General features: G+C 74.4%; 10 protein-coding genes. 7 read left to right on the top strand and 3 right to left on the bottom strand.

All coding sequences use genetic code 11. The features are described 5' to 3' along the window. The first annotated feature begins 311 nt into the window (after positions 1-311). Complete coding sequence (locus C4U44_RS05990; protein WP_103884542.1) at positions 312-1,061, top strand: LysM peptidoglycan-binding domain-containing protein; 750 nt, start codon at positions 312-314, stop codon at positions 1,059-1,061. Positions 1,062-1,156: 95 nt separating this feature from the next. On the opposite strand, the gene C4U44_RS05985 is transcribed toward C4U44_RS05990, so the two are convergent. Then, positions 1,157-1,909 (bottom strand): DNA-binding response regulator, encoded by a 753-nt coding sequence (locus C4U44_RS05985; protein ID WP_235031827.1) that lies wholly within the window; start codon positions 1,907-1,909, stop codon positions 1,157-1,159. An 80-nt stretch (positions 1,910-1,989) separates the two neighbouring features. Between C4U44_RS05985 and C4U44_RS05980 the strand changes: the two genes are divergently transcribed. The 3 genes from C4U44_RS05980 (at position 1,990) to C4U44_RS05970 (ending at position 6,401) form a co-directional block, all read left to right on the top strand. Then, positions 1,990-2,865 (top strand): oxidoreductase, encoded by an 876-nt coding sequence (locus C4U44_RS05980; protein WP_103884540.1) that lies wholly within the window; start codon positions 1,990-1,992, stop codon positions 2,863-2,865. Between the two features lie 292 nt (positions 2,866-3,157). Further along, the gene (locus C4U44_RS05975) at positions 3,158-5,257 is read left to right on the top strand and encodes a SpoIIE family protein phosphatase (RefSeq protein WP_235031826.1); all 2,100 of its coding nucleotides are present in this window, start codon (positions 3,158-3,160) and stop codon (positions 5,255-5,257) included. A 514-nt stretch (positions 5,258-5,771) separates the two neighbouring features. Beyond that, entirely contained in the window at positions 5,772-6,401 is a 630-nt protein-coding gene (locus C4U44_RS05970) for a GOLPH3/VPS74 family protein (protein ID WP_103884539.1), read from the top strand. A gap of 95 nt (positions 6,402-6,496) precedes the next feature. On the opposite strand, the gene C4U44_RS05965 is transcribed toward C4U44_RS05970, so the two are convergent. Together C4U44_RS05965 and C4U44_RS05960 are read right to left on the bottom strand one after the other, a co-directional pair. Further along, on the bottom strand, positions 6,497-7,405 hold the full coding sequence (locus tag C4U44_RS05965; RefSeq protein WP_103884538.1) for a CU044_5270 family protein: 909 nt from the start codon (positions 7,403-7,405) through the stop codon (positions 6,497-6,499). Next, positions 7,402-8,001, bottom strand: coding sequence for an RNA polymerase sigma factor (locus tag C4U44_RS05960; protein ID WP_103884537.1), 600 nt, complete (start codon positions 7,999-8,001; stop codon positions 7,402-7,404). Before C4U44_RS05960 ends, C4U44_RS05965 begins: the two co-directional genes overlap by 4 nt. Before the next feature lie 265 nt (positions 8,002-8,266). Between C4U44_RS05960 and murJ the strand changes: the two genes are divergently transcribed. The 3 genes from murJ to C4U44_RS05945 are packed head-to-tail and all read left to right on the top strand — an operon-like array spanning position 8,267 to position 13,349. Further along, a complete protein-coding gene (gene murJ, locus C4U44_RS05955) occupies positions 8,267-10,243 on the top strand; it encodes a murein biosynthesis integral membrane protein MurJ (RefSeq protein WP_103884536.1) in 1,977 nt (658 codons plus the stop codon). Positions 10,244-10,302: 59 nt separating this feature from the next. After that, complete coding sequence (locus C4U44_RS05950) at positions 10,303-10,764, top strand: hypothetical protein (protein ID WP_146088207.1); 462 nt, start codon at positions 10,303-10,305, stop codon at positions 10,762-10,764. Further along, positions 10,761-13,349: a DUF4132 domain-containing protein gene (locus tag C4U44_RS05945; RefSeq protein ID WP_103884534.1), complete on the top strand. Its 2,589-nt coding sequence runs from the start codon at positions 10,761-10,763 to the stop codon at positions 13,347-13,349. The genes C4U44_RS05950 and C4U44_RS05945 overlap by 4 nt, the downstream gene beginning before the upstream one ends. Positions 13,350-13,411: the final 62 nt, after the last annotated feature.

Here is a 13,411-nt window from a genome sequence, read left to right as displayed (position 1 = left end):
GCCGCCTTTCTCTGTGTGATGCGCGGCATAGGACGTAAATCACTTACGAAGCCGGATAGTACGCGCTCCCGTGGCAATAGCGCGTTCATGAGCCGATTTCATGGGCCGAGATGGCGCCGGACGGCGCCGGCGCAAAAGGCGACTACTACTCCGGTTAGTCAAAAGGGTAATTGTCGGGACGTTTTCCGGCTGCTAGCAATGTGCCCCACCGCGGCACACCGCCGGACGGAATTGCGGGTCGGATCGAGGCGAGGGGGGCCGACGGCTGCGGAAAAACACATCGTTGGAATCCTTAGAGCGAGGTCCGCCCCATGCCCAAGCACGCAGCCAAGCGCCCATCCAGAACGCGCGCGCTCTCCACCCGCGGCGCCATCGTCGTCGGCACGTTCACCGCAGCGACCTGTGCGGCCGTGACCGGGACGGCCCACGCCGCCGGCGCTCCCGCGTCCGCGCCGTCGACCGCACCGCAGACCGCACCGGGAACCGCGGCGAAGACGTCCACCACCGCCGCGCCCACCTACACCGTCAAGTGCGGCGACACCCTGATCGGCATCTCCCGGTCCCAGAAGGTGACGGCCGGCTGGCGGGCCATCGCGCGGGAGAACCACATCACCAGCCCCTACATCATCCATCCGCACGAGGTGCTGAGGCTGCCCACCGGCTCCCACCCGGCGTCGTCGTCCACCACGACCGCGGCCCCCGCCGCGGCGACCACGTCCACCGCCGGCTCGGCGGCGTACACCGACGACCTGGACGGCTGGATCAAGCACTCGCTCGCCATCATGGGGCAGGACGGAATCCCGGGAAGTTACGACGGGATCTACCGCAACATCATGCGGGAGTCCTCCGGAAATCCCAACGCCATCAATCTCTGGGATTCCAACGCGGCCGCCGGCCACCCGTCGATCGGCCTGCTCCAGGTCATCCAGCCGACGTTCGACGCCTATCACGTGGCGGGCACCTCGACGAACATCTACGACCCGGTCGCGAACATCACCGCCGCGTGCAATTACGCGTACCACGTCTACGGCTCCATCGACAACGTCAACGGCCCTTACTGAGAGGGGTCATGGGCGCACCGGCGACCGTTCGCTCGTGGCAGGAAAGGGAATTGGGCGTCCCGTTCCCGTCCCCCTTTCCGCCCGCGCGGGGAGGATCAGGCGCCGGTGAGGCCGCGCCGGCTCGCGTTGACCCCGGCCTGGAAGCGCGAGCCGGCCTCCAGGACGGACATCAGCTCGGCGACCCGCCGGCGGTAGGTCCGCACGGACATGCCGACCCGGCGGGCGCCGGCGGCGTCGGTGAGTCCGGCGGCGAGCGCCCGCAGCACGGCCAGCGCCTGGGCGTCCAGACCGCTGTCCTCGCGTGCGAGGTAGTCGGCGAAGGGCACGCCGGCGTCCCACGTGGCACGCATCAGCGCGTGCACGCCCTCGACGAGGGCCGGGGCGGTCGTGATCGTGAACGCGCGGCCCCGCGCGCCGTGCCGGCCGGCGACGATCATCACGCGGCGGTCGATGACGATCGCCTCCTGCGGCAGGGTCGCGGCGCGGACGCGCACCAGCCCGCCGGCGGAGGCGACGTCGAACAGGTGCAGCCGCTGCTGCTCGTCGGCCAGGACGGCGGGCGTGTAGAGCTTGCGCACGGTCACCCCGCCCGCGACCCTCGCACGCAGCCGGCGCACGATCTCGCCTCGGGCGTGCAGCCCTTCGCCCGCTCCGAGCCCGGCCCCCTCGTTGCCGTGCTCGCCGGCGCCCGCGTCGCCGAAGCGGCCGGGCGCGCCCCTGAAGCCGTACCAGGTACGCAGATCGTTGGCGGCGCAGAAGAACTCGCGCCGCGTCTCGCCGAACAGCCGGGCCGTCCGCGCGGCGAGCTCCCGCTCGCCGTGCACCGTCAGCGTGGTCTCGTCGGTCACCCTCCCAGTCTCGCTCACCGGCGTGGCAACAGGTTGCCATCCGGTGCTCCCCGCGGTGCCGGCGGCCGGAAGCTGGGGACATGACCACACAGATCACGGCCGCCGCGAGCGGCCAGTTCCTGCTCGGCGGCGACCGCCGCGTCCACCGGCTCGGCTTCGGCGCGATGCGGCTGGCGGCCGGCGGCTTCACCGGGCCCGCGCGCGATCCGCAGACCGGCATCACGGTGCTCCGGCAGGCGGTGGAGGCGGGCGTCGACCACATCGACACGGCCGGCTTCTACCGCCGGGGGGACGTAGCCGCCAACGAACTGATCCGCACCGCCCTCGCGCCCTACCCGGACGAGCTGCTCATCGCGACGAAGGTCGGCCCGCTGCTCGTGGACGGCCGGCCCGGCGGCCAGGCCGGCCCGGAGCAGCTGCGGGCGCTGGTGACCGAGGACCTGCGCACTCTCGGGCTCGACCGGTTCGAGCTCGTCTACCTGCGGGTCGGGGGGATGTCGGGGCCGGGCGGCGAGAGCGTGGCCGACCGGTTCGCGGTACTGGCCGCTCTCCGCGAGGAGGGGCTGATCCGGCACCTCGGGGTCAGCAACGTCGATGTCGTGCAGCTCGACGAGGCGCTGGGCGTCGCCCCCATCGCCGCGGTGCAGAACCAGTTCCACGTGCACCGCGGCGACGACGCGGACGTGCTCGCGCGATGCGTCGAACGCGGCATCGCCTACGTGCCGTTCTTCCCGCTCGGCGGCGGCTTCGATCCGATCGAGCACGACCGCCTCGCGTCGGTCGCCGCGCGGCACGGCGCGACGACGTCGCAGGTCGCCCTCGCGTGGCTGCTCGCCACTTCGCCGAACATGCTCGCCATTCCGGGTACCGGGTCACCCGCGCACCTCGCGGAGAACGTGGCGGCGGCCGGGTTGCGGCTCGACCCCGCGGAGCTCGCGGAGCTGACGGCGCCCTGACCCTCCAGGGTGTCCCGTCCTGCCCGTCGCGGGACCTCGCGGTCCGCCGTGGCGTGTCGCGCAGTTCCCCGCGCCCCTTGGTCGGTGCGGCTTCTTCCGCGGAAAGAGGGTCACTGACCAGGGGCGCGTGGGGGCACTCCCCCTGGCTTCGCCGGGGGCACCCCCACCCGGCCGCCAGGTAGGGGGAGAACTGCGCGGGCAACCACAGCCGGACCGCGAGGTCCCGCAACACGCGGACGGGGGGCACCCCGAGGGGCCAGGCCCACAACCCCTATGTCATAGAATCGGCGTTATGTCGCTACGGGGAGACGGGACCGCTCCCGAAGCGGTCGACGTGCTCGCCGTGATCGACGCGGATCTGACGGTCGCGGTGTGGACCCTGGCCGCATCGCGCCTGTGGGGGTACGCCGCGGAGGAAGTGCTGCACCGCCCGGTCGCGCGGCTGCTCGCCGAGGGCGGTGCGGCACCGGCCGGGGTCTTCACCGCCGGCGGCCGAGAGCCGGGCCAAGTGCGGATCCGGCGCCGCGACGGCCGGCAGGAGGAGGTGCGCCTCTCCGTCTCCGCGCTGGACAGCGGCTGGCTGCTGTGCGTGCCGGGACCCGCCGTACGCCCCGGGCTGGACCCGCCGGCGCTGGAGGCCCTGCTGGGTCACGCGCCGCTCAGCCTGGCGCTGTGGGACCGGGACCTGCGCTGCACCTGGTTCAACGAGGCGGTGCACAACCACGAGGTCTTCCGCCGGGACCCGGAACTGGGCGGCTACGTCACCGACCTGCTCGACACCCGGCACCCGGACTTCCTGGTGTCCGCGATGCGGCAGGTGCTCGACAGCGGCAGGCCGCTGCTCCGTCGCGAGCTGTGGCCGGCGGGGACGATGGCGGCGCGGGGCGACCGCGAGTGCTGGATCGCCTTCGTCCGCCTGGAGGGGCGTGACGGGCGGGCGCTGGGCCTGTGCTCGGTGGTGATGAGCGTCAGCCGCGGGCGCGGACGCGGGCGCCTGCAACGCCTGAGCGAGGCGGAGCTGGGCATCGGCACCACCCTCGACCCGATGGACACGGCGCAGGAGCTGGCGGAGACCGCGGTGCCGGACCTGGCCGACTACGTCACGATCGACCTCTCCGAGGCGATCCCGCTGGGCCAGGAGCCGCTGGAGCACCTCAGGTCCACCGGGGAGAGCATCCCCGGCTTCTACCGGGCCGGCGTGGCCTCGGTCCACTCCGACCTGCGCGAGTCGCTGTGGGCGCGGGGAACGCCGGTCTTCGTCCCGCCGTCGTCGCCCTTCACCGCGGTGCTGGAGAGCCGGCAGTCCCATTTCGAGCCGGTGCTCGACACCTCCCCCGGCACCTGGCTGGACCACGACCCGGACCGGGCACGGGTGGTCCGGCAGACCGGGATGCACTCCCTGATGGTGGTCCCGCTGCTGGCGCGGGGCACGATCCTGGGCGTCGCCGTCTTCGTCCGCAGCGAGAACCCGGTCGCGTTCAGCGAGCCCGACCTCGTCCTCGCCGAGGACCTGGTGGCGCGGGCCTCGCTCAGCCTGGAGAACGCGATCAGTTACACCCGCGAGCGAACCGCCGCCCTCGCGCTGCAGCGCGGTCTGCTGCCGCACCGCCTGTCGGGCGGTGGCGCGCTCGAAGTGGCCTCCCGGTACCTGCCGTCGGACACGCACGCCGGTGTGGGCGGCGACTGGTTCGACGTCATCCCGATGCCCGACGGCAGGGTCGCCCTGGTGGTCGGGGACGTGGTCGGCCACGGCATCAACGCGGCGGCCACCATGGGACGGCTGCGCACCATGGTCCGCACGCTGACCAAACTGGCGATGCCCCCGGCCGAGTTGCTCACCCACATCGACGAACTCGTCCTGGAGATGGGCCAGGGCGGCCGGGACCGGGCCGCGCCGTCGCCGATGCCCGTGGGCGCCACCTGCCTGTACGCGGTGTACGACCCGGCGACCGGGCGCTGCACCATGGCGAGCGCCGGGCACCCGCCGCCCGCGGTCGTCGCCCCGGACCACTCCGTCCACTTCGCGGGCGTCACCCCGGGCGCGCCGATCGGGGTCGGGCTGGGCGCCTTCGAACCGTTCGAGACGGAACTCCCGGGGGGCTGCGTGCTCGCGCTGTACACCGACGGGCTGGTCGAGACGCGGGACGCCGACATCGACCACGGGCTGGAACGGTTGCGCGGCGCGCTGGCCCGGCCGTTCCGGTCCCTGGACGAGCTGTGCGGATCGGTCGTCGCTGCGATGGCGCCCGAGGGACCGGCCGACGACGACACCGCGCTCCTGCTGGCTCGGGCGCTCACCCCCGAGCACCCGGACGACCTGGACACCCCGAACAACCCGCACGAACCGGAGACGCCGCACACGCCGGACGCTCCCGGGATGCCGCCCCGGTGAAGTACGGAGGTCCGGACCGCAGCGGCCGGGGGGCACGGTCCATAGACTCAAGTCACCACCGTACGAAGGACATTCGGAGAGAGGGTGGTCCACGTGTCGCGACGCGCGAAGATCACGATCGTCGTGCTGACCGGGGGGCTCGCGCTCCTGGTGTTCGCCGAGCTCTACGGGCCGAGCCTGCTGATCGCCTGGGCCGACAACCCCGACTAGGGCCTGTCCGGCGGATCTTGCCGGTCGAGCTCGCGGCGTCCGGTGCCGTGCATCGCAAGGCGGAGAATCCTCCTCGTACCGGGTCGTCCATGGATGATTCGACAACGCTGGGAGGTGCGGTACCGGGCGTCGCGGGCCCGGCAGGATCCGCCGGAGAGGCCCTCAGAGGGACGCCGGTACCGGGGTGGCGCCGTGACGGGGTCGGGACGGTACGGCGAAGGAACGGGTACGCCCGCCTCGTAGGCTGCGGTCACCCGGCGGGATCGCGTCGGGGACGCGTCCCGCCGCGCAGGAGGGCGATCCGATGAACACGCACATGCTGACCCTGCCCGAGGAGTTGATGGTCCTCGGGATCAACCCGGGCCGGGCCAAGGGGCTCGTCCTGCGCCACCATCTCCATTACGGGATGGCCGGCGCGCTGCTCTCCGAGCTGGAGTGGCGCGGGCGCGTCGCCGAGAACCGGGGCAAGGTGGTGGCGCTCGCCGGGCCCGCGGCCGGCGACCCCCTCTTCGACGCGGGCCTGGCGCTGCTGCGCGCCGACAAGCCGGTACGGACGCGGCGCTGGATCAGCCGGCACGCCGGCGCCGTGAGCGAATCCTGCGCCGAGCGGCTGGTGCAACGCGGCGTCCTCCGGATCGAGTCGCGCCGGGTGCTCGGCCTCTTCCGCTCGCGCTCCTACCACCTGACCGACCTCGACCTGGCCCGTCACGTGCTGGCGGACTTCCAGGGCGCCGCCAAACTGGGCTTCCCCGACCCGCGGAGCCGCACGCTCGCGGCCCTCGCGGGCGCCATCGACCTCTCCCGCAGGATCGTGCCGGACACCGGCAACAAGAAGGAGCTGCGCCGGTCGATCCGCGCCCTCACGCGGGAGACGTGGTCCGCGCACGCCGTGCGGCGGATCATCGAAGCGGAGTCCTCCGACGGCGGCGGCTGACGAAGGCGCGGCGACGGGCCCGCCCGGCCCTGATCGCTCCCGGCGGCGTCCCACCCGCCGCCGGGAGCGTCGCGGGAACAGCCGATCGTGCCGGGTCAGCCGATCCTGCTCGTCCAGCCGGCGAAGACGTACGTGGTGCGCAGGCTCCCCTGCTTGTACGTCCCCTCGAGAAGCGCTGCTGTGCGCGGGTCGATCAGCAGGCGGTCGCTCCCGCCGGTCGTGTAGCCGACGCTGACCATGGTGCCGCTCCGCCCGCGGCTGTCCGTCGCGGTGCCGTCGAGGTGGATGCCGGGGGTGCCGGCCAGCACCCGGAACAGCGCCGCGCGCAACGCGGGATCCGCCGGCGAGGTGGCGAGCAGCGAACCGACGGTGCGGAACAGCTCGTGGGCGCCTCCGCTGCCGGTCAGCCGCTTCCGCAGCGCCGCCGTGCCGGTCGGCAGGTGGCTCAGCTGGTCCCAGGTCACCGCGGTCCGGCCGGAACCCCACTTCCACGGCCCGACGGTGTAGCCGGTGAGCGGGGTCGGCGCCGTGCCCACTTCGGCGACGAAGCGGGAGGTGTCCCGGTTGATGTACCAGGTCGTCCGGCGGTCGGCGACGCCGACGGCGTTCAGTACGGTCTCCACCTTCCAGTACGTCCCCTGGTGCGGGGCGGCCGCCGCCGCGCGGCCCGCCGTCCGGTCGAGGAACGTCGCCGCGGAGGCACGTGCCGCGGTCCGGCCGCCGATGTCCACCACCGGGATCACGGCCGCTCCGGTGGCGACGGCCGCCACCGCCACGCCCGCGGCGATCCAGCGGCGCGGCCTTCCGATCCGGCGCCGGACGGCCGGGACGGCCGCCGCCTGCTCCTCGCGCTCGACGGCGGCGCGCAGCGCGGCCCGCGCCACGGCCACGGTCGCGGTGGACGGCGGGGCCACCTCGCCGGAGGCGGCCAGCGCGTCCAGTTCGGGGCGGCCGGTGCCGTCGACAGCGCGGTCCGGCCACTGGTTCCATGCGTCGGTGCTCATGCGGATTCTCCTGTCAGGCTGGTCGGGGAGGGCTGGTCGAGTGCCTCGCGCAGCCGGGTGCGGGCCCGGTGCAGCCGGGATCGGGCGGTGCCCTGCGGCACCCCGACCACGGCCGCGGCCTCCGCCGGCGTGAGCTGCTCCCAGACCACGAGCAGGAGCAACTCCCGTTCGGCATGGGGAAGTGCGGCCAGCGTGCGGCGGATCAGTGGGGCCACGGCCGCGGCGTCCAGCCGCTGGTCCACGGCGTGCCACGGGTCGGCGACCGGTTCGGGTCCCAGGGGGCCGGCTGTCTCGGCGGCCCGCCAGTGCGTCGCCAGCACGTGCCGGGCCACGCCGAACAGCCAGCCCCTGACCGTGCCGCGCTCCGGGTCGTAGCCCGACCGGCCGGCGAAGGCCCGCAGCCACACCTCGGACAGCAGGTCGTCGGCGGCGGCAGGGGCCCGCCGGGCCAGATAGCCGTGCAGCGCCGTGGAATGCCGTGCGACCAGCCCCTCGAAGGCGGCCGGTTCCCGGAGCGAGCGGGCCAGCAGTTCGCCGTCGTCGCCCTGCGGCGGCTCGTGCCCGCCGCCCTCCCCCGCCTTGCGCAGAAACCTCATCACCCCTCCCTCGCAGACCGGACCGTTCCGGCCTCACCCCCTACTTGCGCCCGCGGGGCACGAGCGTTCGGCAACGCCGGCGCCGGGCACCTCACGGGCGGCGTCCACGGCCCAACTCGCCTTGCCGGAACGCCCAGTGGCACCACTCCCGTCCGCGGCGGGCGCGGGGACGTGCCGGGCCGCCGCGGATGAGAAGGTATCCGTTGCGGGCGGCGGTGGCGGTGGCGCCGAGGGGCCACCCGGTGCAGCGGGAGCGGAGAGAGCTATGGGCACGCCGGGCAGCGGCGGTGGTCGGCGTGAGGGTGCGGACGGCGGGTACGGGCAGGACGGGCACCCGCGGCAGGAGGCGTACGGGCAGGCCCCCCAGGAGCGGCAGCACGGTCCGTACGGCTACACCTCCGTCCCGCGGCAGGTCCCCCCGGCCGACCCCGATCCGTACGCCCACCTGTACCGCGACGAGGACGCGGACTACACGCTCTACTACGCCCCGAACGTCTACGGCGGGACCGGCGGCGACGTAACGGCCGAGGCCACCGGGACCTTCCCGGTGATCGACGTCGACCGGGCGCCGCGGCCGGGAACGCGGCGCAAATCCCGTACGCAGGAGAAGCGTGCGGACTCGGTGCTCGGGTCGAGCGCGGTGATGGCGCTGGGCACCCTGGTGTCGCGGGGCACGGGCTTCGTCCGCAACATGACCATCGCCGCGGCCATCGGCCAGGGCACGATGGGCGACTCGTACCAGGTCGCCTACACGCTGCCCACGATGGTGTACTTCCTGGTCGGCGGCGGCGCCCTGAACGCGGTGTTCGTCCCGCAGCTCATCCGCAGCATGAAGAACGACCCGGACGGCGGCGAGGCGTACGCCAACCGCCTGCTGACGCTGGTGATCACGGCACTCGGCGCGGTGGTGCTGGTGATGGTGGCGGCCGCACCGCTCCTGGTGCGCCTGCTGTCGCCGTCGCTGATGTCGACCCCGGCCGGCGCGCACGTCACGGTGAGCATGGCGCGCTACTGCCTGCCGACGATCTTCTTCATGGGCGTGCACGTCGTGGCCGGCCAGATACTCAACTCCCGCGAGCGCTTCGGGGCGATGATGTGGACCCCGGTGCTCAACAACGTCGTGGTGATCTTCACCTTCGGGATGTACATCTGGGTGTTCGGCAGCTTCGGCCACTCCGCGGTGAGCCCGAGCAGCATCTCGCCGCAGGGCGTGCGGCTGCTGGGGGTCGGCACCCTGCTCGGGCTGGTGGTCCAGGCGCTGTCGATGATCCCCTACCTGCGCGCGTCGGGGCTGCACTTCCGGCCGCGCTTCGACTGGCGCGGGCACGGGCTGGGGCACGCCGCCAAACTCGCCCGCTGGACCTTCCTGTTCGTGCTGGCCAACCAGGCCGGGCTGATCGTGGTCACCCAACTCGCCACTGCCGCCGAGAAGTCCGCGGCGGCGCGCGGCTTCGCCAGCGGCACCGGCCTGGCCGCGTACACCAGCGCCCAGACCATCTGGCAGCTGCCCCAAGCGGTCATCACGGTCTCGGTGATGAGCGCGGTGCTGCCCCGGATATCCCGCGCCGCGGCCGACGGCGACGCGGCGGCGGTCCGCTCCGACATCTCGCACGGCCTGCGCACCTCGGCGGTGGCGATCGTGCCGGCCGCCTTCCTCTTCCTGTCCCTCGGCCCGTGGATCGGCGCGCTGATCTACGGCACGGGCGCCAACGGCGGCCGCTCGGTGGGCTACATGCTCGCCGCGTTCGCCCTCGGCCTGATCCCCTACTCGGCGCAGTACGTCATGCTGCGCGGCTTCTACGCGTACGAGGACACCCGGACGCCGTTCTACAACACGGTGTGGATCGCCCTGGTCAACGCCGCCGTCGCGGGGCTGTCGTACCTGGTGCTGCCGCCGCAGCGGGCGGTGATCGGGATGGCGTTCGGCTACGGCGTCGCGTACTTCGTCGGGCTGATGGTCGCGCTGCCCCGGCTGCGGCGGCGGATCGGCACGCTGGACGGCCCGCGCATCCGCCGCACCTACGGCCGGCTGATCGTGGCGAGCCTCATCCCGTCGGTGCTGAGCTACCTGCTCGCCCGCAGTACCGAGGGCATGCTGGGCGGCGGGCTGCTCGGCACGGCCGGTGCGCTCCTGGTCGGGCTGGTGGTGCAGGTCGCGCTGTTCCTCGCCCTCGCCAAGCGGATGCGGATCGAGGAACTGACCGCGCTGCTGGGGATGGTGCGCGGCAAGCTGCGGCGCTGACGGTACGGCGCCCGCGGTCCGGGGGCACTGTCGGTGGGGCGCCGTAGGGTCGCGGGGACGTGATCATCCGGGAGGGGGCGGCTGCCATGGCGCTGCTGGAGGTACGCAGCCGGACGGTGGGGGTGCCGGGCGGACCGGCGGTGCCCGCCGTGTGGCTGGAGGTGGCGGCGGCCGAAACCGGAGCCGGCGGAGGGGGCGGCGACGGTGACGCGCTGACGCTGCGGGAGATCGTGCGGCGCGCGGTCCGGGCGCAGTTCACGGCGGCCGGCTCCGCCGGCGGGGTGCAGGCAGAGTCCGAGGCGCGGCGGTCGGTGGGCGCGCAGTTCCGCGCCGACCGGGAGCGGGCGGAGCCGGTGGGCGACGCCGCGGCCGAGGAGGAGCGCGCGCTCGCCGCGGTCGGCGGCGGGCTGGTCGCCGTCTTCATGGGCGGACGCCGGCTGGAGTGCCTGGACGAGCAGGTGCCGGTCCGCGAGGGCGACCGGATCACCTTCCTCCGCCTCACCGCGCTGGCCGGCGGATGACCGCCCCGGCCACCGACGAGGTCGCCCGGCGGCTGGCGGAACTCCTCGCCGCCGCGCCCGGCCCCGAGCAGCGCCACGACAGCACGATCCGGGTGGGCGGCCGGACCGCGCTGGAGGCGTACCTGGACGAGCGGTTCGGGTACGGCACCGGCGGCTGGAACGCGGTGGCGCGCGCCGTGCTGCGCCGGCCCACGACGCCCGAGCGCACGCCGCTGCTGCGCGGGCTGCTGCTCGCCGGCCCCTACGGCTTCGACCCGGCGGAGCTGGCCGGGCTCGTGCAGGCCGTGTTCGACGCCGGGGCGCTGGACGACGACCTGCTGCACCCCCTGCTGCGCTGGGGCGGTTACCGGTGGCGGCTGTACCCCGCCGACGAGCACCGGACCCTCGCGTATCCCGAACACGGGCCCCACCTGTGGGAGGAGGTCACGCCGGAGTGCCGGGAGGCGCTGGCCGGCTCCCTCGACCGCCTGGTCGACCTGCTGACCGCCGCCCCCGACGAGGAGAGCGTGCAGCAACTGCCGCGCTGGCACCCGCGCGGGCCGCGCTTCTTCCTGCGGGCGCTGGACCTGTGGCGGGCCGAGGCCGCCGCGCCGACCGGGGACCGCACCCGCGGTGCCGCCGCGGTGTACCTGGCGGCGGCCCGCCTCTCCGCGGCCGAACAGGCTGATCTGGTCGGCGTGTTGAAGCCCCGCCCGGTCGCCGAGCGGAGGGCGGCCGTGGCGCTCGCCGCGACCGCCCGCCACGACGAGCCACTGGACCTGCTGGACCTGCTGGACGCCGCCCACGCGCGGCCGCTCGCCGCGCTGGTCCGCGACGGCCTACCGCCGGTCGACCCGGAGTGCGGCGCCGTCGACCTCGCCGTGCTGCGCGCCGTGGAACTGCCGCCCGACCGGACGGCCGACCTGCTGCCGCTGCTGTGCGCCACCGCGACGACGGTCACCGCCGACCTGGCCGGCCTGGGCGCCGCGTCGGCCGGCGCCGGGGACGACCTGCCCGAACTCCTGCTCGCCCGGTACGGGCTCAACCGGAAGCGGGTGCACGAACGGGTGCGCCGCAACGCCCACTCGGCGATCGCATGCCTGGGCCTGCTGCCGCTGACCGGCGGGGAGACCGTACTCGACCGCTATCTCGCGCTGCGCGAGCGGGCGAAGGCGGCGGCCCGCTTCGGCGCCGAGCGCCGCGCCAACCACCTGCGCGCGGTCCGCGCCGGGCTGTGGCACCTCGCCCAGACCACGGGATACGCCTCGGCCGACCGGCTGGAGTGGGACATGGAGGCCCGGCTGGCCACCGGCACGCCGCAGCAGTGGACCCTCGGTGCGTACGCGCTCGCCCTCGACCTGTCCGACCCGGCCGTGCCCCTGTCCGTCGAACGCGCCGGCAAGCGGCTGGCGTCCGTACCCGAGCAGGTGCGTCAGGACGCCGCGTACGCCGGGATCCGCACCGTGCAGGAGCGGCTGCGCGAGCAGGTCCGCCGGCTGCGGAGCGGCCTGATCGAACCGCTGGTGGCGGACGGCGACCTGCTGGACGCGGACGCCTTCGACCGGCTGCTGGCCCTGCCCGCCGCCCGGTCCCTGCTGTCCGCGCTGGTGCTGCGCACCGCCGGCGGCGACCTCGGCCTGCTGGACCTCACCGGACCCGTCCCGGCCCTGGCCGGCCTCGACGGGACGCGGGTGCCGCTCGGCCCGGCCGCCGATGAGGGTGGGGAGCGGACCCGCGTCGGCGCCGCGCACCCGCTGGACCTGGTGGCCCGGGGCGTACTGGCCGCGTGGCAGCGGGAGATCGTGGCCCGGCGGATCCGGCAGCCGGTCAAGCAGGTCTTCCGGGAGTGGTACCGCCTCACCGGCGCGGAGCGGGAGAGCGGCACCTGGTCGGCGCGGTTCGCCGGGCGGACGGTGGACGGCCCGGTCGCGTCGAGGCTCCTCGCCGCGCGGGGCTGGCGGGTGTCGCCGGGCGAGGGGCAGACGTTCGCCACCCGGCGCCTCGGCGGCTGCCACGCGGTGCTGCGCTTCGACGAGTTGGGCCACTTCCTCGCGGAGGGCCCGGCCGTGACCGGGCCGACCGGCTTCGTCGACGCGGTCGGCGGCCCCGGCCACCGTAGGACGCTCGGGGCGGCGGTGCCGCTCGCCGAGGTGCCCGCGCTCGCGCTGTCCGAGGCGATGCGCGACGTCGACCTGGTGGTCTCGGTGGCCGCGCGGGAGCCGGCCGCCGCGTCGCCCTCCGAGTCGGCGGCAAGCGCCCGCGCGGCGCTGCTCGCCGCCCTCGTGGCCGACCTCGGGCTCGACCGGGTCACCGTCGACGGCCGGTTCGCCCGGGTGCGCGGCACCCGCGCCGACTACCGCGTCCACCTCGGCAGCGGCAGCGTCCACGTCGAACCCGGCGGTCACCTCTGCATCGTCCCGGCCGGATTGACGCGGGAGCCGCACCGCGACCTCTTCCTCCCCTTCGCCGACGACGACGCGCCGACCTCGGTGATCCTCAGCAAGGTGCTGCTCCTCGCCGACGACGCGCGCCTCACCGACGCCGACATCCTGCGGCAGATCGCCGCGGTGACGGCGCCGAAGGATGCCGCGCGGCAACAGTTGTGAATTCGCAGGAGTGCGACGCGAAGTCGGGGGTAAGAGGGCGATGTGCCGTTCCGACGACCTGG

It is taken from the genome of Actinacidiphila yanglinensis (genome assembly GCF_900107965.1).
GTDB lineage: Bacteria > Actinomycetota > Actinomycetes > Streptomycetales > Streptomycetaceae > Actinacidiphila > Actinacidiphila yanglinensis.
Note: the sequence above shows the minus strand (reverse complement) of the source record. Positions and strands in the feature narration are given on the sequence as shown.